General features: G+C 61.0%; 23 protein-coding genes. 5 read left to right on the forward strand and 18 right to left on the reverse strand.

Annotated features, from left to right (window positions below):
- Position 1: 1 nt before the first annotated feature.
- The 9 genes from P0D80_RS13590 to P0D80_RS13630 all read right to left on the reverse strand — a co-directional run bounded on the left by P0D80_RS13590 (position 2) and on the right by P0D80_RS13630 (position 7253).
- Positions 2–211 carry a DUF4224 domain-containing protein gene (locus P0D80_RS13590; protein WP_408284466.1) on the reverse strand — a complete coding sequence of 70 codons (210 nt, stop codon included), beginning with the start codon at positions 209–211 and terminating at the stop codon, positions 2–4.
- Positions 212–220: 9 nt separating this feature from the next.
- Positions 221–1000 carry a rolling circle replication-associated protein gene (locus tag P0D80_RS13595; RefSeq protein WP_408284468.1) on the reverse strand — a complete coding sequence of 260 codons (780 nt, stop codon included), beginning with the start codon at positions 998–1000 and terminating at the stop codon, positions 221–223.
- 70 nt (positions 1001–1070) lie between these two features.
- Positions 1071–1409 (reverse strand): hypothetical protein, encoded by a 339-nt coding sequence (locus tag P0D80_RS13600; RefSeq protein ID WP_408284471.1) that lies wholly within the window; start codon positions 1407–1409, stop codon positions 1071–1073.
- A 453-nt stretch (positions 1410–1862) separates the two neighbouring features.
- A complete protein-coding gene (locus tag P0D80_RS13605; protein ID WP_408284472.1) occupies positions 1863–3209 on the reverse strand; it encodes a type II secretion system protein GspD in 1347 nt (448 codons plus the stop codon).
- Positions 3206–4327, reverse strand: coding sequence for a zonular occludens toxin domain-containing protein (locus tag P0D80_RS13610; protein WP_408284475.1), 1122 nt, complete (start codon positions 4325–4327; stop codon positions 3206–3208). Before P0D80_RS13610 ends, P0D80_RS13605 begins: the two co-directional genes overlap by 4 nt.
- Positions 4300–4626 (reverse strand): DUF2523 domain-containing protein, encoded by a 327-nt coding sequence (locus tag P0D80_RS13615; protein WP_408284476.1) that lies wholly within the window; start codon positions 4624–4626, stop codon positions 4300–4302. Before P0D80_RS13615 ends, P0D80_RS13610 begins: the two co-directional genes overlap by 28 nt.
- Positions 4627–4634: 8 nt before the next feature.
- Positions 4635–6248, reverse strand: a complete 1614-nt coding sequence (locus P0D80_RS13620; protein ID WP_408284478.1) for a hypothetical protein — start codon at positions 6246–6248, stop codon at positions 4635–4637.
- A 111-nt stretch (positions 6249–6359) separates the two neighbouring features.
- Positions 6360–6593: a hypothetical protein gene (locus P0D80_RS13625; protein ID WP_408284481.1), complete on the reverse strand. Its 234-nt coding sequence runs from the start codon at positions 6591–6593 to the stop codon at positions 6360–6362.
- A 342-nt stretch (positions 6594–6935) separates the two neighbouring features.
- On the reverse strand, positions 6936–7253 hold the full coding sequence (locus P0D80_RS13630; protein WP_408284483.1) for a cellulose synthase: 318 nt from the start codon (positions 7251–7253) through the stop codon (positions 6936–6938).
- Between the two features lie 161 nt (positions 7254–7414).
- Here P0D80_RS13630 and P0D80_RS13635 point away from each other — a divergent pair, with 161 nt between their 5' ends.
- Complete coding sequence (locus P0D80_RS13635) at positions 7415–8068, forward strand: hypothetical protein (RefSeq protein ID WP_408284486.1); 654 nt, start codon at positions 7415–7417, stop codon at positions 8066–8068.
- Positions 8069–8122: 54 nt separating this feature from the next.
- On the opposite strand, the gene P0D80_RS13640 is transcribed toward P0D80_RS13635, so the two are convergent.
- Together P0D80_RS13640 and P0D80_RS13645 are read right to left on the reverse strand one after the other, a co-directional pair.
- Entirely contained in the window at positions 8123–8368 is a 246-nt protein-coding gene (locus P0D80_RS13640) for an antitoxin VbhA family protein (RefSeq protein WP_408284488.1), read from the reverse strand.
- A gap of 71 nt (positions 8369–8439) precedes the next feature.
- Complete coding sequence (locus P0D80_RS13645; protein ID WP_408284490.1) at positions 8440–8943, reverse strand: hypothetical protein; 504 nt, start codon at positions 8941–8943, stop codon at positions 8440–8442.
- A gap of 446 nt (positions 8944–9389) precedes the next feature.
- Between P0D80_RS13645 and P0D80_RS13650 the strand changes: the two genes are divergently transcribed.
- Together P0D80_RS13650 and P0D80_RS13655 are read left to right on the forward strand one after the other, a co-directional pair.
- A complete protein-coding gene (locus P0D80_RS13650; RefSeq protein ID WP_408284493.1) occupies positions 9390–11255 on the forward strand; it encodes a hypothetical protein in 1866 nt (621 codons plus the stop codon).
- Positions 11256–11380: 125 nt separating this feature from the next.
- Entirely contained in the window at positions 11381–11968 is a 588-nt protein-coding gene (locus tag P0D80_RS13655; protein ID WP_408284496.1) for a LysE family translocator, read from the forward strand.
- A 22-nt stretch (positions 11969–11990) separates the two neighbouring features.
- On the opposite strand, the gene P0D80_RS13660 is transcribed toward P0D80_RS13655, so the two are convergent.
- The 6 genes from P0D80_RS13660 to cadR form a co-directional block, all read right to left on the reverse strand.
- Complete coding sequence (locus tag P0D80_RS13660; protein WP_408176262.1) at positions 11991–12836, reverse strand: AraC family transcriptional regulator; 846 nt, start codon at positions 12834–12836, stop codon at positions 11991–11993.
- 132 nt (positions 12837–12968) lie between these two features.
- Positions 12969–13757, reverse strand: a complete 789-nt coding sequence (locus tag P0D80_RS13665) for an ABC transporter substrate-binding protein (protein ID WP_408176264.1) — start codon at positions 13755–13757, stop codon at positions 12969–12971.
- Positions 13758–13879: 122 nt separating this feature from the next.
- Positions 13880–15034 carry a pyridoxal phosphate-dependent aminotransferase gene (locus tag P0D80_RS13670; protein WP_408284501.1) on the reverse strand — a complete coding sequence of 385 codons (1155 nt, stop codon included), beginning with the start codon at positions 15032–15034 and terminating at the stop codon, positions 13880–13882.
- Between the two features lie 301 nt (positions 15035–15335).
- The gene (dbpA, locus tag P0D80_RS13675) at positions 15336–16739 is read right to left on the reverse strand and encodes an ATP-dependent RNA helicase DbpA (protein WP_132376436.1); all 1404 of its coding nucleotides are present in this window, start codon (positions 16737–16739) and stop codon (positions 15336–15338) included.
- Between the two features lie 55 nt (positions 16740–16794).
- A complete protein-coding gene (locus tag P0D80_RS13680; RefSeq protein WP_132376437.1) occupies positions 16795–16995 on the reverse strand; it encodes a hypothetical protein in 201 nt (66 codons plus the stop codon).
- Positions 16996–17097: 102 nt separating this feature from the next.
- The gene (gene cadR, locus P0D80_RS13685; RefSeq protein WP_132376438.1) at positions 17098–17529 is read right to left on the reverse strand and encodes a Cd(II)/Pb(II)-responsive transcriptional regulator; all 432 of its coding nucleotides are present in this window, start codon (positions 17527–17529) and stop codon (positions 17098–17100) included.
- A 79-nt stretch (positions 17530–17608) separates the two neighbouring features.
- Here cadR and P0D80_RS13690 point away from each other — a divergent pair, with 79 nt between their 5' ends.
- The gene (locus P0D80_RS13690) at positions 17609–19972 is read left to right on the forward strand and encodes a heavy metal translocating P-type ATPase (protein WP_408284505.1); all 2364 of its coding nucleotides are present in this window, start codon (positions 17609–17611) and stop codon (positions 19970–19972) included.
- A 124-nt stretch (positions 19973–20096) separates the two neighbouring features.
- Here P0D80_RS13690 and P0D80_RS13695 read toward each other — a convergent pair whose 3' ends face one another.
- A complete protein-coding gene (locus P0D80_RS13695) occupies positions 20097–21152 on the reverse strand; it encodes a helix-turn-helix domain-containing protein (protein WP_408176268.1) in 1056 nt (351 codons plus the stop codon).
- A 334-nt stretch (positions 21153–21486) separates the two neighbouring features.
- On the opposite strand from P0D80_RS13695, the gene adh reads away from it, so the two are divergent.
- Complete coding sequence (gene adh / locus P0D80_RS13700; protein ID WP_132376439.1) at positions 21487–23007, forward strand: aldehyde dehydrogenase; 1521 nt, start codon at positions 21487–21489, stop codon at positions 23005–23007.
- The last annotated feature ends 4 nt before the right edge of the window (positions 23008–23011 follow it).

Here is a 23011-nt window from a genome sequence, read left to right on the forward strand (position 1 = left end):
ATCAATTCGCCACGACACGCGGTTGCCATGAAGCGCGCACCACTCGCTCGCTGGTACCCTGCCTGCTACCCTCAACCGCCGCCCGCGCCACGACGGGACGCCCCAAAGCGTTCACAAAAAACGGCAGCCCCATACGACGCAATGCCTCAATCTGTTTTTTCTTCACCTTTCTGCCCGTAAGTTGTACTAATTCTTGTGTGGAAAGAAACATTTGACGATCTCAGTTTTCACGCGTTGACAGCCAAAAACATCCGAGCTCTTCGTTCCAATATGTCTGGCAGCGCTCAAGGGTTGCTCCTACTTTGAGCGCCGCGTCGAACGCCTGCTTGATGGCCCCGACCGGATCGTTGTGAAGCAGATGCGCAATTGGGTGCAGGTCCGGCACACTTACCCCTCGACTGGTCCAGTAGCGCTTTTCATTCAAGGCATGTTCTGCGAAATCCTTTGTAATGTACTTAGCTAGATATGCGGCAAGCTTGTGACGCAGTCCTCTTTCACGAAAGGGATTGCGAACGTCGATATTCCCGTTGTTCTCGCCTACGATGCTTCGCCAAATTGATCGAAGCACGCGATAGTTTTGACGACCATTCACCGCTACATGAAGATGCCAAGCGCCACGCTTCTGACGTTCTGCTACTGCAACATATTGAAAGTCTTGAACCCTCCCGAGCCGACGACGCAGCGCGTCAAAATCCTTCTTCAACCGCGCTTTGTCGATCATGTTCTCCCGATACGTCAACGTGATCATCCGATCAGCGGCAATTGCTTTACAGCGGAGGCGAACCTGCTGTTTCGCGCGACGCGCTGCATCCATCAAATTGTCCTCGGTGTTTTCGGACTCACCACGTTTTGCCCGCGGCAGGGTGCTCAGTCGTTGCGCCCCCATGTAACGATCAGATCGGGTGGCCGTGACTTCGACTTGTCCATCACCGAAATTCCGACCACGCACTATCCATTCGCGCCGAAAGGCCGAAAAATCGCCTACAATTTCTTCGTGCATTGCAAATAGCCCTTGTAATGCTGTTGTACAAGCCTCGAACCGTTGCAGCGGTCGAGGCTTTTTTTACGTCTCAAATTCCCAACGGAAGCCCGAACTCGGCGACACGATAGTTATTTTCCAGCGGTAGCCACTGACGAACTTCGCTCACCCATCGTTTGCGAGGCACTCCCGTCAGCGCGACCCACACGAACCGCTCTCCACTCGACTGTGCACAAACCGTGAACGCTTCCCGTTTGACATCGAAACCAACGCGAGAAAGAAATCGCCGCACGCAATCTTCGAACTCAACCGCGCCTACCACCTCCGAATCAACGCTCAGCGTCGCAACTGACACGCAGCGGCGAGCGTGTGCAACAGTGCTGAATTGCCGGAACAACGCCTCAATATCGCCATCCATTTCCAGACCCATATCAACCCCGTACGTTAAGTGTCCCTGATATAAATCTAGGCGCGCTTCGCGCGCCCGGCTGTCCTCGCTCCCGCTGCGGGCAGTCGGCCGCGCGCCCGCGACTCCCTCCAACCGGCTACCCATACCTCGCCGGACGCCGAAAGACCAATGCGCACTCGGCTCCCAAAACCCATCGCACGTGCCAGTCGTGGCGTGAACAGCAAAAGCCCACCCGAGTGCGACAGCCGAGCCGGCACGCGCCCGACCATTACCCGTATCCGGCGCCCACTCCTTAATCGCTTCGTCAGGTACATTCAGACCTCCATGCAATCCGCTTTGCGGTCGTCATGGGCCGAGCCGTCCTGTGGACGGTTCGGCCCATGACTGAGCGTTGGGTGGTGTAGCCGACGTCAAGGCCAAGCCCTTCGGGTCGCTCTCGCGAGCCTTGACCCCGGCGCCAGCGGTCGCTCTCTATCAGATCTTCTGAACCTGCAACACCAACACAATGTCCGACCTGGTGGCGCCCTTTAAGACTCCATCCATAAACGACGGCAACCATCGAATTCCACTCGTCACCAACGAATCCTTGCCCTGACTCAAACCACCCATCACCACCACCTCACCGTCGCGCAGCGTCATGCTGGTCTCCGACTTGCGCGTGTTCTTCGTCGGCGAGTTATTCACGCCCGTGCTGGTCTTCTGGAAGTCTGAAATCTCGACCGTCACATCGGTGTCGATCACGTCTTCCTTGACGGTCGGCTGCACGTCGAAAATCACCCCGGCATCTTGGTATGTCACCGACTGCACCGGGGCCGCGCTCGAGTTCGGATACGACACCGAGTCGATCACCGGCACCGACTGACCGACGTTGAGCCGCCCATGCTTGCCGGATGCCACCCTCAGGTTGGGCGACGTGACGACGTGAAAGCGGCTGTCCGAGTCGAGCGCTGCAATCGCAGCGTCAAGGAAACCCGTATGCAGGCGCAGAGCGTTCGCGTTATCGTCCACCGTGCCAGCGCCAAGCGAGATCCCTAGCCTCCCGCCCAGAATGCTCGCCGCGAGCTGGAAACCCGTCGTCCGGTCGTCCTCCGTCGACACCTCATACACCCACGCCCGGATCGCCACCTCGCCCGTCTTCGTGTCCACCTGCGGCAGAACCGACTTGAGCATCGAAATCTCCTTGGCCGACCCGAGAAACACCATCGTGTCCGACGACTGATCGACCACCGCCGCCGCCGAAGTAGGCGGCGCATCGGCACGCGCACGGGACCCCGCCCCAGCAGGCACGGTACGGTTCATCGTGAACTGACCGTTAAACAGCGGTTGCACCAACCGCGCCAGATAATCAGCGGTCCGATACCTGGGTGTATACACGAACGCCTGCTTGTCCGGCTCAGCCTTGTCGTCGTCCTTGCGCTTGAACACGTAATCGACGCCCTTCTTCGTCACCACGCCGAACCCCAGCGACGACAGAAATTCCCCCAGCAAGTCGCGGATGTCGCCCTTGGCACGGTCGAAGCGGAAGGACACCGTGCGCGTGTCGGCCAGCACCTCCGGCGCAATCACGTACTGCGACTGGAGCATGTCCGCATACACCAGGTCGATCACCTGCGCGACGTTGACGAAGCGCAGATCGACCGATTTTGCATTGCCCATCTTCAACGGCACCATCGGCGGCGCAGCCAGCGGACCCGGACCAATACCGCTCGGCATACCAACGACGGACGGCAACGGCGGGATCGGTGGCATCGACACCGGCGCAGGCTCAGCCCCCATCGCGACGCCGGCCGCGAGCACCAGCACAACCGCAAGCCGCCTCATTTCGCCACCGTACCAAGACCGGCACCAGCCGCCCCACCGCCGCCACCGACCGCAGGCTTCGCGCCGGAGAAGGTCGAAACCGGCTCGCCGTCGATCGTGCCAACCCGCACCACGCCAGTGTTCTGGAACATCGACGGGCTTTCCATACGCAACCGCCCCGCGCTATCGGCCACCACCACCCACGCACGGCCCGGACCACTGTAGCTCCCAACGATGCGCCAATTTTCCGAAAACGACGGCTTAGAACCGCCCCCAACGCCCCCGGAAACCACCGCCGCCCCCACTGCACCCGGCGCAGCCGACGAAGCCGCCTGAGGTGCCGCAGCCGCCGCCGTGGTGCCATGCGCGGGCCGATGAAAGAACGACCACAGGAACCGCACCGACACCACCGGCATCACCACCAGCAACGTCGCGATCAGCCACAAACGCTTGTTGCGCAAGATGTTCTGCCGCTTGTCGACCACGGCCTCCTTGCCGCCGACACCCGCATAGCTCTTGTACAGCGGGAAAATCTCCTTGCTGTACTTGCGCACGTAGGTGCCGACTCGCGTCTTGCCGTTCTGCTTCCAGCCCTCGTACTGCTCGACGCGGTAACCGGACGACAGCCCCAGAGACTTGAGCTTGTGCATCCGGAACGACAGCTCCACGACCGGCTTGACCTTGCGGTGCAGGTCGCCAATGTCCTGCACCATCAGCACCACGTCGCAAGCCACGCCGGTCTCGGCGTGCGTGAAATGTCGGTGCATGCGAAAGAACGCCATATGCTCGCCGGAAATTTTCTTGTCCGATGCCCACAGCTTCCACGCCTCATCGACCACCAGCAAATCGCCCGGCCGAACAAACCCCGGCGTCACGGTCGCCCCTTCCGCCGACTCATGCTCAATTGGAAAAAATGCAGGCTCGTTGATGTCGTCGGTACGCACGTGCACCACCGCGCCGAAATGCGAGCCGTCGCCGCGCCCCTTGCCGATCAAAAACTCGTGGATCCGCTCCTCGTTGATGCCGTCCACGTTCGTCACGACCCGCCGCCCGCTGGCAATCGCGTCGAGCAGCGGACCCTGCACGACCTCATACGACTTGCCCGAGCCCATCACGCCGCAATACGCATTGATCGCCATCGCGTCACCCAATGATCGGCAGTCGCCGGATGATGAAACGCGTCACATAGGCCGACACCAGCAGCGGCGCTGCCGTAGCTGAACGCACAGAGGTCGAGGAAATACCAAACGTCGTTGCCGATCGCACCAAACGCCCCGGCCAGCGAAGCGGCAGAAGGAAGCACGCCGGACGACTGCAGGAACGACACCGCCTCAGTAACGAAGAAATACAGCGCGAAATACAGGAAGAACTTCGCGACCACCGAGCGCAGCAGAAAGCCAAGCGCGACATTGGCCGCAGAGACGAGAATCGCAAACATGATGCCTCTTAAGCGCGCAACACAATGAACAGCGCCGCGATCGTGAACACGGCAGCGAACGCGGAGTAGATGGCCGTACGGTTGGACTCGGCAAGGTCGCACTGCGCCGTCAGCGTGAACGAATGCCCCAGCACCGAGAACGACGGCTCCGGACACGCCGCGCCGTGAGCTGGCACAGCCCAGTGCTTCAGATCGGGCAGCAGGTTCACCAGAGGCGTAAGAATCATCGAAATAGTCGGTGTCGCTTCAAGCGACGGGGAACCCACGCCGGGATCTAAACCGAGATCAACCGACACCTTGTTCACCACGTTCACATTCGGCGTGTTCACCACGTTCACATCGTTACCTGTCGCCGTTGTACTACTCGCCGGATTCGTACTGGACGTCTGCCCCGGCTGCACCACAGGATCAATCGACACCGTCGATGTACCCGGATCGCTCGCTGGCGTGAACAGGTCTCCAACATTAGGCATAGAAGAAGGATTCGCGGAAGCCCACGGCTGCACGTCACCGTATCCGATAGGCTGCGTTACCGAATAGGGCAGGCCCTGATACCCGGGTTGGTTAGCGGCCTGCTGCCACGTCTGGTTAGCAAGCTGAGCCAACGTCATCGGATCAACGGGCTGCTTAAGTGACGCCGCGGAAAGCTTCGGGTAAATCTGCGACAGGTCAGTGCCAGTTACCGGCGTCATCCCCGGACCGACCGACCACCACGTCACGGGCTGACTCCCCGTCAGCGTCACCGGCGTATCGTAATTTCCGGTCGCAGAGTCATACTCCATGTGTGTTATCGACCGCGTCTCCATTAAAGTCTGTGACGTGCCGTCGGCGTTAGGAACAAACGCTACAGTCACACTTCTAACAGCGGAACAGGAACTAATCATCGACGGCCCAGCCGTACTCCCGCCATTACAGTTGTACTGCTGCTCATACAGATCGTAGGACTGCACCGCGGCCAACGTCCCAGCGACCAGCGCCGTGGAGCCAAAATTGCGCACGAAATTCAGGCCGCTAGTTGTCAGATCGGGCAGCGAAGGCAAATTGGCACACGTTGCATCCGTGGACAGACACGAGCTCGTGCGATACGCCTGCATGCCCAACGCCGTCGCGCCGTAATTCACCGGCAACTGCATGTTGCCCGCAGCCGGAGGCGTCGCCTGATACGGCGTGCCCGTATAGATCGGCAGCGCCGGCGCGGGTTGACTGGCAGTAATCGTCTTGCCATCGGCCGACCGCGAAAGCGACACGCCACCTGCATACAACGCCGACCCCGCAGCCAGAATTCCCACACCTGCAGCAATCGTCAGCCACACCGGCGCACCAGCGAATCCAAGCCCCACAGCAGCCCCCGTCGAAACGACATTCAACGCCGTCGAGACTTGACCCATGCCGGTCAAGGTCGCAGCAATACGCGGATCATTGGCCGCGAATCCTCGCGCTATCGCCACGCGCGTGATGATGGCCGCCTCCGCCCGATTGATCACAAGGTTCTCGACCGGCGCAAGCAACGCCTGCGCATGAGCGACCTGCACGCCGAGCACACAGCTCAACGCAACAAACAAGACCGCATTCCTGATCCGCATCACGACTCCTTGAAACCGACAATCACGGACCACGCGCACACCATGCCGAAAATGAACATCACGAGATACCAAGCGCTATTCGCGTCCACACGCCCTCCGTAAACCAAAACGGGGGCCGCAGCCCCCGCACGCAACGCCCCGGCGAGCCGCTTAGCCCCCGCGCACCATGCCCATCAGAATCTTCGCGCCCTTGATGGCGACATAGACCGTGATGAGCGTGGCCGCAACCGCCAGAATGCCGGTCGTGACCGTCGAGAAGTCGATACCGCTCGTCAGCGTCGAAAAGTCCGTGCCCGCAGCGTGCGCCTGCGTAGCGGCAGCACCAACGCCCATCAGCGCCGAACGCACCGCGACCTTCTTGAGTTGTTGCAGTTTTGCTTTCATATTGGATTGCCTTTTAAAGCGGTCTCACCCGCGAACGAAATCAGGCGCGTCTTAAGAAATTAACTATCGCGCCTGCGCCATGGCTCACCAACCAAAGAGAAATGATGGTGGTGAATGCCAACCCCCAAAACCCAGCCGCCGCCGTGTAGTCAAACGGCTGAGCTATCGAGTCGATGTACCCCGCACTTTCAGGTGCAAGTACGTAAGCCTGTTGAATTTGAAGTCGGAAGGTCTGCCCATTCGTTGCAGGACACACCTGCTGATCAACGCTAGTCGCTTGCTCCGTCGATGAAACGGGATAACAGACGACGACGTTCGCTACGACGCCTGCAGACATGGCAACTACGCCGCCTTTGCGTCTGCTTTAGGCTGAGCTCGGAGGTTACCGTGCGGAACCAACGACGTGATGCGGGGAACAAGCCGCCCCGCGTCTTGCCCGTATCCCTGCTCTAGCGCGAATTCCGCGAGGAAATCCCCAGGCGATGCTTCCTTAGCCAGAGCGTCTGGAAGATTGATGACACCGACCACCACATTCGAGACGCCTTCTTTCGACTGCTCAAGAATGCATTGAGCTTCGTGAAGCGTGTACGCGCGACCAGTCTTCTGCGACGTACCGGTACGGACATTGATTGCGATGATTGTGAGCTTTTGCTTAGACATACAGCCTCCTAGGGCGACAAGGAACCGCAAGTAGCGGCAATCACGGAACTCGGTTGTAGAATCGCTTCAACTGACGCTCGCTAACGTATAGTGTCATTTGAACCGACTCTACGCGCGTCATTTGACACGCGCCAAATGAATATACCGACCCGAGAGGCTTCATGTCAACTGACAATTTGGACATTCAGGCACGAACGCGGGCACTGATAGAACATGCAGTGCCGCCGTCGCGACGCTTTAAGGATTTGGAGCAGATTGGCGGGATTTCCGCAGGCACTTGGCGGACTTTTTGGACGCGTAACACCTATCCGTCTGCGCAGATGCTCGAGGCCCTGTCACGACAGTGGCCGCAATACGCATTTTGGCTGGTCACCGGAATTACAGATCCCGACAGTGGACACGTGGCGCCGCCGGAAGCCGGACCACGCTTGATGGAAGATGAGAGCGTCGAAAGAAAGGTCGCGACCGAATATTTTCAATATCAGATCGAAGCAACCAAACTGAAAAGGCACAGCCACGCGACACTCGACCTCTCCGCGCTGGAGGAATTCACATGGCAACAACAGGTAGAAGACTATATGCGGGAAAAGGGGCTATTGAAGACCACCCGCCATAACAAACCAACGGATCTCGTCGACCTTTCCGAACTGGATCGGCCGGTCAGCAAACAATGGAAAGTTGCGTTCGCACGCGCTGAAGAAGAGCTGCGCGCACAACAGCATATGAAGAATCAACAGGAACAGAAAGAACGCTCGACGCAGATCGCCAAGACAGTCAGCGCGCTACGCAAGCGAAGAGCTATGACGATTGGATAAACGTGGGCGGACGCGGCGGAAGCCGCGTCCGAACTTAGCAAACTCGCGACCAAGCTAAAACGCAGCCCGTGCCTTGCCACGCCTTATGAATTCGCCCAGGTCAATCTCGCCGCTAATGAATAGGGCAGCATCTTGCTCAGCCTCGGCTCCAATAGAAAACCCCTCCAGCTCGACCGACGCACGCGCGAAAGTTACGGCCCTCTCCCTTCGAAGACGATCTTCTCCCGCCCTCTCCTCAGCTGGACCCGCAGAACCGTTAGCGCTCCCCGTCGGACCAGGGTGCAAGACATCACCGTTCATTCAACCCTCCTGCGAGGCCTCATAGCCTATAGGCGAAACCCCGCTAATAGAAGGGGCTCGGCCTCGCTCTATTACTTCACAAAAACAAGATAACCACCAAACAACGTGGTCGCAGTCGTTTGATTTCCGTTGAGACCAACGACCGTTTGTGCCCCAAATCCGACCGAATCGTATGCATATGACTTCAACCCAGCGCATGCATCACAGTTGCCAGGCGCGTTGTCCACGAAAACCTGCGCGTAGCCTTTAGCCGGCGCATCCCCGTGACCCTGCATCGAAGTCACCAGCTGCGAGACCGGCAACAGCCGAACAACCGCCGACTTGCCCGGCGCGACGTCGACATCGAAAACGGTTTGATAGGCAACGTCACTCGTCTTCTCCCCCGCGTGCTGCGGCAACAACAGCGAAACCCGACCAATGCGAACCGGAGCATCAGCACGCGTATTGCGAACGCTCAGGGCGATCGCTCCGTCTTGCGAAACAAACTGCGCCGATACGCCCTCAGCAATAGTTGCGCATGAGGCGGCGCCTGAAACTGCCAACAACGCACCACCCACAATCAAATTCAAGTTCATTTTCAGGTCCTTAGCCAAGTTGACTTTTAAGCAATCACCGCACAAACAGATCGGCTAGTCACTTATCGGCCTCCAGCCGTGAACCTTTAGGCTGCGTCACCCAGCAAAAACTTGCTCCGCAAAACTCGCCACCGCCGCGCTCATCAAGACATTCTTCTGTCACTTGGGCCGAGTTTTGCGGTGCAGAAATCGGTACTAGTATCTTGATCTTACAGGCTATTGACCCGGACTCTTAATCCGTAGGTCGAGTGTTCGAGTCACTCACGCCCCACCAAAGATTCAAAGCAAAAAGCCCGGTCCTTGTGACCGGGCTTTTTGCGTTCTGGGCGCCAAGCAGGCACTGTTTAGGCCGCCCCTTACGCAGCCGGCTTCCGATATCGTGTCGGCTGGCATCGCCATCAACTCGATCGGCGCAGCGCTTTGGCTTCTCAAGCAACGATAAAAACATGAACACAACCGACCGTCCTGCCCGCTCCCGCTCACTCTGGCGGCGGGCTTTGTCATGGAATCTCAACGACCCTCGCCTGACAGCCGCCGCGCGCGTGTGGGTGCCGATCCTATTCGGCCTGTGGTCGCTTTTTCTCGGCCAGGACCGCAATTGGGACGGCTTCAACTACCACCAGTACAACGGCTTCGCGTTCCTGAACGACAAGCTGCATACCGACTTCGCGGCGGCCGGTATGCAGACCTACTTCAATCCGATGCTCGATGTCTTCTACTACGCGTTGAATCGGGCTTTTCCCGCGCTGCTGGCGGGCTTCATCATGGGCGCGCTGCACGGCCTCAATTTCGTGCTGCTGCTGTCGATCATCCGGCGAACGCTGCCGGAGCTCGCGCCCGAAGATGCGAACCGCACGCCTTTGCTGCTTGCCGCGGCGGGCATCCTGACGGCGAACTTTCTCTCCGGTTTGGGCAATTCCATGGGCGACGACACGACCACGCTATTCGTGCTCGCCTCACTGTTGCTCATCCTGCATCTGTGGGACAGGTTGACGACGTGGTCGGCTGCGGCCGCCGCGGCTCTGGTCGGCGCGGGGCTCATCGTCGGCCTGGGCATGGGACTCAAGCTGACCAATGCGCCGTTTGCTCTCGCCCTGTGCGCAGGGCTGCTGCTGTTACCGGAAAGTCCGTTCGCACGCGTGCGCGCCGCGTTCCTGTTCGGTGTTGGCGCGCTCGCCGGCTTGCTTGCTGCGAGCGGTTACTGGATGGCCGTGATGTGGCACACGTTCGGCAACCCGTTCTTTCCGCAGTTCAGCTCGATCTTCCCCAATCCGCTCACTCCGCCAAGCGGCGTCGCAGACCAATCGTGGCTGCCGAAAAGCGCGCTCGAATACGTTCTTTGGCCGTTCATATTTGCGCTCGATTCGAAGCGCGTCGGACAAGCGCGCCTGCATCAGATCATCTGGCCGATCGTGTACGTGCTGTTCTGGATGCTTGCCGCTACCCGGTTCGCGGAACTGGTGCGCAGACGGGTCCCATCGCGCCGATTGAATCTGCGAGCGGTCTACGTCATCACCTTCGTGGCGTTGGGCTACTTCCTGTGGATGATCGTTTTCAGCATCTACCGCTACGTCGTTCCGATCGAAACGCTGACTCCGCTCGTCGCGTATCTGCTGCTCAATCGGCTCTTGCCGTATCTGACCGCGCGGCGGGCGGCCGCATGGTTGCTTAGTGTCACGACGTTGGCTGTCGTGGCCGGCGGTGTCGAGACATGGGGGCACGAACACTGGGCAAGGGCGGGCTACCGTGCCGACGTGCCCGCGCTCGACAGTCCGCAGAACACGACGGCGGTTATCGTCGGCGGGAATCCGCCTTGGGGTTGGATCGTGCAGTTCTTTCCCGCGTCGGTCGCGTTCACGCAGATCGACGGCAGCTTTCCGTTCTCTCCTCAGTTCGATCAGCACATAGCGGACATCGTGCGTTCTCGCGCTGGTCCTACATACGCGATCATCGAAGGCCGCTACAACTGGCGCGTCGACAACGTAGCGAAGATGGATCAGATCGCAGACGCTCTCGGCCTAACGGAAGGCGTGAAGGGCTGCAACGCGATGCAAGCTGCGCTTGATCGCCTGCACCTTCACGCGAGCCTGCGATGGACGCCCAACGCTACCGACAAGCGCGTGTGCCGGCTCGACATCCGGCAGGATGATGTGCGCGATGTGGCCGGCGAGAATGCCCAATTGATCGAACAGGCGCGACCCGCGTTAGAGCGGCATGGTTTCGCCATCGACGCCGGCTCCTGCACCACTTACAGAGCCTATGTCGGCCAAGGCGTCTTCCCTTATCAGTGGTGCCGCATCACCCATCGCTAAGGCGACGAGGCCCGGAATCGCAACGATACGGGCCCGCCATAGCAATTTCCTTCAATACACCACGCCCCTTCGCCCGATACCGTTGACCGTCGCAAATCCTGCGCGCATCCGTATCGAGGCATCCGATGACCGCTTTACTCTCCATGGCCGCCTTTGCGCTGGCCAGCTCGATTTCTCCGGGCCCGGTGAACATCGTCGCGCTCAGCGCCGGCGCCCAGCACGGGCTTGTCGCGAGCATGCGACATGTCACCGGCGCGACCGTCGGTTTCACCGTCCTGCTTCTGCTGATCGGCCTGGGACTGCATGAACTGCTCGCCCACTTCCCCAACCTGATCATCGTCGTCAAATGGGCGGGCGTGGGCTTCCTGCTCTATATGGCCTACAAACTCGCCGTCGACGACGGCCAACTCGGCGCGGACAAACCGGCTCGTGGACCGTCGTTCGCTTATGGCGCGGCGATGCAATGGCTCAATCCGAAAGCCTGGCTCGCGTCGCTGGCCGGCATGGGCGCCTATGCAGCCGACGGCGACGGCAGGCTCGTCTGGCAATTCACCGTCGTGTACTTCGTGATCTGTTACGTGTCGATCGCCAGTTGGGCGTATGCCGGCACGTTCCTGCGCAAATACTTGCAGCAAGCGGGGCGCGTGAGGTTTTTCAATCGTGTGATGGCAGCATTGCTCGCGGCGAGTGCGCTTTATCTGCTTGTAGCGTGAGGACGCCGCGCAGCCCACGGATTCAACTGCGATACTGCCCCGGCGTCGCCGCGACCAGTCGCTTGAAGATCCTCTGCAAATGCGCCTGGTCGGCAAAACCGGCGTCGAGCGCAACATCCGCGATCACGCGCCCGCGCCTGAGTTGCGCGCGGCTGTACTGAATACGCCGGTTGATCAGGTAAGCGTGCGGCGTCATGCCGTAGCGTTGCTTGAAAGCGCGAATCAGATGCGACGCGGACAGATCGGCCGCCTCGCAAATATCCTCCAGCTTCAGCGACCGCGTGCAGTTTTCAGCGATGAATTCGGCTGCGCGCGTGAGCTGGCGGCTCGCGTCGTGATCCGGCAAGACCGCCGGATTCAGCTTGTTTTGTACTTCGGAGAAAAAGGTGATGGCCGCGCTTTGCTTGCGCAGCGTGTCGACGTCATTGTCGACGAGAATCGCATGCAGCCGGTTTAATCCGTCGAACAATTCCGCGTCCGTGGACATGGTCTGCGAAAACGCGCGAAACGCGTGGTTCTCGCCGAAACCCAACTCGTGTTGCAGGCCCGTGAGCCATGCCACGTCGACATGCATCATGCGATATGACCAGCGCTCGTCAGCAACGGGATTGCACGCATGCACGTCGTCGGGGTTCATCATGACGACTGCGCCTGCGCCGATCCATTCACGCGCGTGGCGGTTCAGATACTCGCTACGTCCACCCGTGACGGCGCCGATCGAAAACGTTTCGTGCGAGTGTTTGGCGTAGCAGACGTCGCGACCGTCTTCAATGGAGCGCACCTCGATAAACGGCAACGCATCATCGCGCCAGAACCGCGGCGCAGAAGCGCTTTTCGCTCGAAGTGCCGCCTCCGTGATCTCGTTCATCCGCGCGTTCTCCGATGGTTGCGTAGACCTCGCCGCAGCAAGGCCTACGTATCGTAGCCGTCAAACGCACCATCAACAAGCAGACTCACGAGCAACTTGGATATCGCGGCGCGTGCGGACACGCGCGACAAATTACTTCGCCGTCACGTCGATATTGCCAAGATATTTCGTGGCCAGCGTCTTCACCGTGCCATCGGCCTGCACCTTCGCGATCGCCGCATTCAGGCGGTCGCGCAGCGCCGTATCACCCTTGCGAATCCCGTATGCAATGCCGCTGCCGAGGATCTTGTCGTCGCGTACCGGTTCACCCACGAAGGCGTAACCACTGCCGCTCGGCTTCGATAGAAAACCTGTCTGGCCGGCCGGCGCCAGCACGAGCGTCGCGTCGAGACGGCCCGCCACGAGATCCGTATAAACCTGGTTCTGGTCCTGATACGGCACGACGCTCACGCCCGCCGATTCCCAATGCGTCTTCGCGAAGGTTTCCTGAATCGACGCCTGCAATACACCCACGCGCTTGCCCTTCAGCGAGGCCGGCGTCGGCAGCAGACCGCTGTCGCGTTTGGCGATCAACTGCGTCGGCACGCGATACACGACGGTGGTGAAATCGATCGCCTGACGGCGTTGTTCGGTCGCGTTCATCGCCGAATTGATCGCGTCGAACTTGCGGCCTTGCAGCGCGGGAATCAGCCCGTCGAACGAGGTCTCGACCCATTTGCACGTCATCTTCGCGGCGACGCAAACCGCGTTGCCGACGTCGATATCCAGACCCTGCAACTCACCGTTCGGGCCTTTCGATTCGAACGGCGGATATTGCGCTTCGAGGCCGAAACGCAACGTATCGGCAGCGTTTGCACCCGACGACGCCGCGAGCGACGCGAATGCACAGGCCAGCGCCAAAAGAGGCTTGAGCAATTTCATAGCAGATCCCTGTCCCTTCGAATTTGTTGTCACGCCGTCCCGCGGCGCGCTGATGCGTGCCCGCGCGACGATCATACTGCGTTCAAAAATGCAGCCGTCGCGTGTTGCCGTTGCCTATCCGATCAGATCTCGCACAGACGCCGCGCGCCTTCGATCAAGGTCGCATCATCCTTCGAGAAGCTCAGGCGGATCAAGCCGGAGTCCGTACCATCGGTATAAAACGCCGACAGCGGAATGGTCGCAACCCGTGCATCGCGAATCAACCGCAGCACGAAATCGCTGTCGCTTTCTTCGGAGAAACCACGAAAACGCGCGAGCATGAAGAAGCTGCCTTCGCTCGGCAACAACTCGAAGCGCGAATCGCGCAGTGCCTCCGTGAGCAGATCGCGCTTCTTCTGATAGAACGCGGACAAGCCGAGATAGCTTTCGCGATTGGCCAATGCGTCGACGAACGCGTATTGCATCGGCGTATCGGCGGAAAACACCATGAACTGATGGACTTTGCGAATCTCGTCCATCAACGCTGCGGGCGCGAGGCAATAGCCGACGCGCCAGCCGGTTACGTGATACGACTTGCCGAACGACGAGACGATCACGCTGCGTTCCGCGAGTTCGGAATGACACGCCATGCTTTGATGCTTTGCGCCGTCGAACACCACGTGCTCGTACACCTCATCGGCGAGAATCACGATATCGGTGTTGCGCGTAATGGCCCTCAGGCGCTCGACGTCGGCTTCGCTGAACACGGTCGCAGTCGGATTGTGCGGGGTGTTGATGATGATCATGCGGGTCTTCGGCGTGATCGCGGCAGCGACCTCGTCCCAGTTCACGCGGAAGTCGCTCAAGGACAGCTTGATGGCAACGGGCGTGGCGCCTTGCAGCCGCACGATCGGACCGTAGCTGTCGAATGAGGGCTCGAAGTAGATCACCTCGTCGCCGGGATGCACCAGCGCGCTGATCGTCGAATACAGCCCTTCGCTCGCGCTAGCGATCACGGTGACTTCGCTGGCCGGGTCGTAGCGCACGCCGTACAGCGTGGCGACCTTGTCGGCGAGCGCTTCGCGCAAGGCGGCGATGCCGGCCATCGGCGCGTACTGATTATGACCGGCGCGCATGGCTTGAGCGACGCCATCGATCAGTTTGGCGTCCGGCGCGAAATTCGGCGCGCCTTGCGACAGATTCAGCGCATCGTGCTGAGCGGCCAGCTGGCCGATCACGGTAAAAATCGTCGTGCCTACGTCAGGCAACTTCGAGCGGGCTTGCGTGGCGCTCTGCATAAGGCTTTCTCCCTTTCTCCATCCGGCAGCGGATTCATGGAACGGCCAGCTGCGCGGCGGTCCCTTCCGGTTTGGTGATTAGGCATCAGCCAAAGAACCGTCACAATCGAAACTTTGTCATGCGCGGCATGCATTTACGTCATGGCTCACGCGAAGGCGCGCCGCCACGGGCAAAGCCGGTCAGATCGGCACTTTCGGGGAAGAAACGAGGTTGCGTAAAGAACGCGGAAAACTGCTGAGGTATGACGTAATGTGATGCGACCGGTCACGAGCGGGCGCTCGTGACCGACCTTGCCGTCTCTCAGGCCTCGTCCATCAGGCGAACTTTGACCTTCTTGCCCTTCACCTTGCCGGCGCTGAGCTTGCGCAACGCTTCACGCGCGACACTGCGCTCCACCGCCACATAAGTGGACATTTCCGTCACGTTGATCTTGCCGATCTGCGAGCCGGCGAAACCCGCCTCGCCGGTCAGCGCGCCGAGCACGTCACCGGGACGGATCTTTTCCTTGCGGCCGCCGAGAATCTGCAGCGTTTCCATGGGCGGCAACAGTCGCTCATTGCTCGCCGCCGTGAGTTCGGACAGCTTGTGCCATTCGACCTCGCGCTTTTGCGCCTGTTCGAGACTGCCGACACGGCCCATCTCGTTCATGCTTGCCAGACTCAGCGCCCAGCCGTCCTGATCGGCGCGGCCCGTGCGGCCGATCCGGTGGACGTGCACTTCCGGATCCGGCGTCACGTCGACGTTGATCACGGCTTCGAGTTGCGCGATGTCGAGACCGCGCGCGGCGACGTCGGTGGCCACCAGCACCGAGCAGCTGCGGTTGGCGAATTGGATCAGCACCTGATCGCGTTCACGCTGGTCGAGTTCGCCATGCAGCGCGAGCGCATGGAAACCCTGTGCGCGCAGCACGTCGAGCAGATCGCGGCATTGCTGCTTGGTGTTGCAGAACGCCAGCGTACTCACCGGACGATAGTGGTTCAGGAGCAGACCGACGGCATGCAGCCGTCCGTCTTCGGTCACTTCATAGAAGCGCTGACGAATCTTGGTGTTGTCGTGCCGCTCGGCGAGCTTCACTTCCTTCGGATTGCGCAGGAACTGCTGGCTCAGTTTGACGATGCCTTCGGGATACGTCGCCGAAAACAGCAGGGTCTGACGTTCTTTCGGGCATTGCTTCACGACGGTGGCGATATCGTCGAAGAAACCCATGTCGAGCATGCGGTCCGCTTCGTCGAGCACCAGCGTGTTGAGCGACTGCAGCGGCAGGCTGCCGCGCTCGAGGTGATCCATGATGCGGCCCGGCGTGCCGACCACGATGTGCGCACCGTGTTCGAGACTCGCAGTTTGCGGACGCATCGGCGTGCCGCCGCACAGCGTCAGCACCTTGATGTTTTCTTCGGCGCGCGCGAGACGGCGGATTTCCTGCGTGACCTGGTCGGCGAGTTCGCGCGTGGGGCAGAGCACCATCGCCTGCACGGCGAAGTTGCGCACGTCGAGGCGCGCCAGCAGCGCCAGCGAAAACGCCGCGGTCTTGCCGCTGCCGGTTTTCGCCTGGGCAATCAGATCGTGGCCGGCGAGCGCGATCGGCAAACTCGCGGCCTGAATCGGCGTCATCTCGACGTAGCCGAGCTGCGTCAGGTTGGCGAGCGTTGCGGGCGGCAGCGCTAGCTGGCTGAACGGCGCGCCGGCGGTAGTGGGACTGTTCATAAGGGTGATGGCTCGCAATCGGATAAAGCGGCTAAGGCGGCAAAGGGCAAGAGACTTATTCGGCTATGGGGCCGGTGTCAGGACGGCCTTCCATCTGCTCGTACAGCACCGAGCCATCGTCGCCGTCAAAACGCTCGACATAATTGCGCGCGCCACACATCGGGCAACGGAACAGGAGGCCCTGTCCTTCGTTCTTGATGACGACGTCCGATTGCTCCCACTGCGCCTGGCAGGACTGGTTTCTACAGGTAAACACGTTGATTCTCCAACTGGATTCGATTGCTTATCCGGCGAGCCGCACGAACGGCCCGGCCGTGAATGGGACGGTTGCTGCCAAGCTGGCGACGGCTAGAGCACGTCAACCCAGATGCGTATGCCGCGCACGCGGCGCGCTCACATCCATGTCGGTGAGACCCTGCACGATGCCGCAGTCTTCCACGGCCTGTTCGCCGTGGCATTGCTCGCGCAAGGTGGTCAATTGCGCTTTCAACTGCTTCAGTTCGTCGATGCGCGTGTCGACGTGCGCAATGTGCTCGTCGATCAAGGCATTGATGCCGCCGCAGCCGTCCGCCGGTGCGTCGGTTAGACGCAGCAGCGCACGGATTTCGTCGTGGGTCATGTCGAGCGCGCGGCAATTACGGATGAAACGCAGCCGTTCGACGTGCTTCGCCGTGTAACTGCGATAATTGGCCTCGGTGCGCTCCGCTTCGGGCAACAAGCCCTCTTTTTCGTAGAAACGGATGGTTTCGGTCGTGCAATGGGCGATTTTCGCCAATTCGCCGATTTTCATGGACCCTCCGGATGGCGGCCTTGACCTTGTAGTGGCTTCAGGGTGTTTACTAGACCACAAATCGAACCAGGAAGCCACCATGCCTCAAACCGACCACGCCGATGCCGACCGCCTCGAACGGGTGAAAGTCCATGCGGACGGGCACGAAGGGCATGCCCATGCCCACGACGCGAGCTGCGGTCATAGTCACGATGCGCATGATCACGACCATGCTCATGACGGCCGGGGCCACAGCCACGCGCACGCCCACGGTGATGCAGGCTCGGCGTGCTGCGGAACAGGCACACCCGCAACCGTAGCTGCGTCGATCCCGCTGGCGCCTTCCGAAGCCATCGGCAGCAACGTGCGCACCGCCATCCGCATCATGCAGATGGATTGCCCGACCGAAGAAGCGCTGATCCGCAAGAAATTCAGCCGCATGCCGCACGTGCGCAGCATGGACTTCAACCTGATGCAGCGCGTCTTGACGATCGTCCACGCGCCGGAGGCGCTCGACTCGATCCTCGCCGCGCTGCGTTCGCTCGACTTCACGCCCGAACTCGCGGACGCCGGCCCGGACGCCGCGCCCACGCCCGTGCCGCACGCGCCGCCCAAGCCGTGGTGGCCGCTGGCGCTCGCCGGTATGGCTGCCGCAGGCTCAGAGGCCGCTGGCTGGCTCGGCGCGCCTGCCTGGCTGCCGGCGGGTCTCGCGATCCTCGCCATCCTCTCCTGCGGCCTCACGACGTACAAGAAGGGCTGGCTCGCCATCCGCAACGGCAATCTGAACATCAACGCGCTGATGAGCATCGCCGTGACCGGCGCGCTGATCCTGCGCCAATGGCCGGAAGCCGCGATGGTGATGGTGCTCTTCACCATCGCCGAACTGATCGAGGCGAAATCGCTCGACCGTGCCCGCAATGCGATCCAGGGTTTGATGCAACTTACGCCCGAACAGGCGAGCGTGCAGCAGCCCGACGGCAGCTGGCGGTCAATGGACCTCAAGGCGATCGCGCTCGGCGCCGTGGTTCGCGTGAAACCGGGCGAGCGGATCGCGCTCGACGGCGAGATCGTAACGGGCCGCTCGAGTGTGGACCAAGCGCCGATCACCGGCGAAAGCCTGCCGGTCGACAAGGCGGTCGGCGACGCGGTATTCGCCGGCACGATCAACCAGACCGGCTCGTTCGACTATCGCGTCACCGCCGCGGCCAGCAACACGACACTCGCGCGCATCATCCACGCAGTCGAGGAAGCGCAGGGCACCAAAGCGCCGACCCAGCGTTTCGTCGATCAGTTCGCGCGCGTGTATACGCCGATCGTGTTCGCCATCGCGCTCGCCGTGGCCGTCGTGCCGCCGCTGCTGTTCGACGGGTCGTGGCAGGCGTGGGTCTACAAGGCGCTGGTGATGCTGGTGATCGCGTGCCCGTGCGCGCTCGTCATCTCGACGCCGGTGACCATCGTCAGCGGTCTTGCCGCGGCGGCCCGCAAAGGCATTCTGATCAAGGGAGGCGCTTATCTCGAGCAGGGCCGCAAACTGACCCGGCTCGCGCTCGACAAAACCGGCACGATCACTCACGGCAAGCCCGTGCAAACCGAGTTCGAAATACTCGCCGAGATCGACGCCGTGCGTTGCCGCACGTTGGCGGCGAGCCTCGCGGGGCGCTCCGATCATCCCGTATCGATGGCACTCGCGGCGGCGGCGAAGGCCGACGGCCTGGCCAACGTCACCGTCGACGCCTTCGAGGCACTCACGGGACGCGGCGTGCGCGGCGAGATCGACGGCGCGCCGTACTGGCTCGGCAATCACCGGCTCGTCGAAGAACTCGGGCGCTGTTCCGCGTCGCTCGAGGTGCGGCTGGACGCGCTCGAAAGCCAGGGCAAGACCGTCGTGATGCTGGTGGACGCCGAACGCGTGCTCGCCCTATTCGCGGTCGCCGATACGGTGAAGGAGACGAGCCGCGCCGCCATCGCCGAATTGCAGCGGCTCGGCGTGAGCACGGCCATGCTCACCGGCGACAACCCGCACACCGCCGCCGCAATTGCGCAGCAGGTCGGTATCGACGAAGCGCGTGGCAATCAGCTGCCGGAAGACAAGCTGAACGCGGTCGCGCAATGGTCGAACGACGGCGCGACGGTCGGCATGGTCGGCGACGGCATCAACGACGCGCCCGCGCTGGCGCGCGCCAACATCGGCTTCGCGATGGGCGCGATGGGCACCGACACGGCAATCGAAACCGCCGACGTCGCGTTGATGGACGACGACCTGCGCAAGATTCCGTCGTTCATTCGCCTGTCAAAGGCGACGCATTCGGTGCTGGTGCAGAACATCACGCTCGCGCTCGGCATCAAGAGCGTCTTCCTCGTGCTGGCCGTGACCGGTCTCGGCACGATGTGGATGGCCGTGTTCGCCGATGTGGGCGCGAGTCTGCTGGTGGTCGCGAACGGGCTGCGGTTGTTGCGCCAGTGACGGCGTGGCAGGTGTTGTGGTTTGACGAAGGGAGACGCGAAGTTCTGCCGGCAGTGCGGAACTGCGACACAGGTTTGAAGCAGCGAAGATGACCCGCGCCTGTGGTTGAGAAAGTCCGGTCAGACTAGTGCGCCAACGCAACGGCGTTAACCGCGCTGCCCATGTCCACGCGAGCGCCGATTGCCGCCTTCAACGTATCCGAAGGCCGCATGCCGAACAGCTTCCGGTAATCGGTTGCGAACTGGCTCAGATGCCAGAAGCCCCACGCCGCCGCAACATCCTGCACCGATCGTGATTCACGCGACGCGTTCGACAGATCGCGCCGCGCCCCATTCAGGCGAATTGCGCGCAGATACGTGGCGGGCGCCATGCCCAGCACGTCCTGAAAGCAGTATTGCAGCGTGCGCCGGCTCACATGCAGTTGCTCGCACAGCTCCGGCACGCTCACCGCCCGCTCGCGATTGGCCAGCACATAGTCGCGCGCTTCCGACACGATCGACTGACGGCGCGGACGCGCCGGCATCGCAACCGGCTCCGAGGCTGGCAACGCGCCGACGTCGAAGAGCAAAGCCAGCACCGACGCCTGCAGATTGTTGCGCGCGACCGAAGACAGCGGCGTGCCGCGCGCCGCGCCATCGTCGAGCAATTGGCGCAGCGTGGCACACAACTGCTGCTTGCGAGCCATGCCGATCGGCACGACTTGCGTGTTTGGCACATGATCGGCCAGACCGACGCGCTCCACTTCCGCCGCGTAACGGCGCAGCACTTCTCCTTTGACCACTACGCCAAAAATCTCATAACCCGCCGACGTCAGCAGTTCAAATTCGATGCCGCCCGGACGAAACGCGAGCGCATCGCCGGCAATCACCTGCGCGTCGATGCGCCCCGAACCCGCCGGGCACGTCGGAATGCCGAACCAGTACGCGTCCTTCTGCACTTCGCAGGTTTGCCGCAACGTGTGGCTGGTCGTTTCGACGAACACCTGCATGTGGTCGAGGCACAACTCCGTCAAGCCGCCGACAAAACTCCCTGCCGTCAGTTGGTCGTAGGTCTGGCTCCAGCCATGGAGATTGCGCGCCTGCTCGTCGGCATCGTGCGCGACGCAGGTCTGCACGCGGAAGCTCGGCTGCGGCGTGAGCGTCGGACTGGACAGGGTGTCGCTGAGAGTGTCAATCGTCATACCGGATCTGCCCAAACGGAATATCGAGGAGGATCGAAGGCAAGGAGAAGGCAATTCCCATGCCGAACGGATCTGATGCCTGCTCACGCCTTTGCATCGGCAGACATCAAACCCTGTGTTCAATTGGTGAACAGCGCTGCACACACTGCTCAGAAACGAAACGCTCAGCTTACGCTGGTTGAACAGCGCGACGCCCCATGCCGTGCGCGAGTGCCTGCTACGCGTGCAAGGGTCACCAGCGCGGTGCATTGGCACACTTCTGGCTCTAGCCTCACGCGGCCAAGCGATATATCGAGCCGAATATAGCCCATTCAAACATGTGAGGAGCACACAGATGAATCACGCAGAGATGCAATTTCTGACCACCGAATTCCCGTACAAGAAGCAGTATGCGAATTTTATCGGCGGCGAATGGGTGAAGCCTGCGGGCGGCGAGTACTTCGATAACGTGTCGCCGATCACCGGCGAAGCGTTTACGTCGATTCCGCGTTCGCGCGAAGCCGACATCGAACTCGCACTCGACGCCGCGCATCGTGCGAAAGCAGCGTGGGGAAAAACCTCCGTCGGCGATCGCGCGAACATCCTGAACCGCATTGCCGACCGGATGGAAGCGAACCTGCAACGTCTCGCCGTGGCCGAGACGATCGACAACGGCAAGCCTTTGCGCGAAACCATGGCCGCCGACATTCCGCTCGCTATCGATCACTTCCGCTATTTTGCCGGCGCCGTGCGCGCGCAGGAAGGCTCGATCTCCGAGATCGACCACGACACCGTTGCGTATCATTTCCATGAGCCGCTCGGCGTGGTCGGCCAGATCATTCCGTGGAATTTCCCGATCCTGATGGCCGTATGGAAGCTCGCGCCAGCACTCGCCGCCGGCAACTGTGTGGTGCTCAAGCCGGCCGAGCAAACGCCCGCTTCGATTCTCGTGCTCGCCGAACTGATTCAGGACTTGCTGCCCGCAGGCGTGCTGAACGTGGTGAACGGTTTCGGCCTCGAAGCCGGCAAGCCGCTCGCTTCCAGCAAGCGCATCGCCAAGATCGCGTTTACCGGCGAGACCACGACTGGTCGTCTGATCATGCAGTACGCGAGCCAGAACATCATTCCTGTCACGCTCGAACTCGGCGGCAAGAGCCCGAACATCTTCTTCGACGACGTGATGAACGCCGACGACAGCTATTTCGACAAGGCGCTCGAAGGCTTCACGATGTTCGCGCTCAATCAGGGCGAAGTGTGCACGTGTCCGTCGCGTGTATTGATCGATGAAAAGATCTACGACCGCTTCATGGAACGTGCGCTAAAACGGGTCGCGGCGATTACGCAAGGGCATCCGCTCGACACCAAGACGATGATCGGCGCGCAGGCCTCGCAGGAACAGCTGGAAAAAATCCTCTCGTATGTCGACCTCGGCAAGCAGGAAGGCGCCGAATGTCTGATCGGCGGCGAACGCAATGCGCTCGACGGTGAATTGAGCAAAGGCTATTACGTGAAGCCGACCGTGTTCCGCGGCCACAACAAGATGCGCATCTTCCAGGAAGAGATCTTCGGACCGGTGGTATCGGTCACGACGTTCAAAACCGAAGAAGAAGCGCTCGAAATCGCCAACGACACGCTCTACGGTCTCGGCGCCGGCGTGTGGACGCGCGACGGCACGCGCGCCTATCGCTTCGGCCGGCAGATTCAGGCAGGCCGCGTGTGGACCAACTGCTATCACGCTTATCCGGCACATGCGGCGTTCGGCGGCTACAAGCAGTCGGGCATCGGGCGTGAAAATCACAAGATGATGCTCGACCACTATCAGCAGACCAAGAACCTGCTGGTCAGCTATAGCGACAAGCCGCTCGGTTTCTTCTAAGCGT

The organism is Paraburkholderia sp. RL17-373-BIF-A (genome assembly GCF_046030175.1).
Classification (GTDB): domain Bacteria; phylum Pseudomonadota; class Gammaproteobacteria; order Burkholderiales; family Burkholderiaceae; genus Paraburkholderia.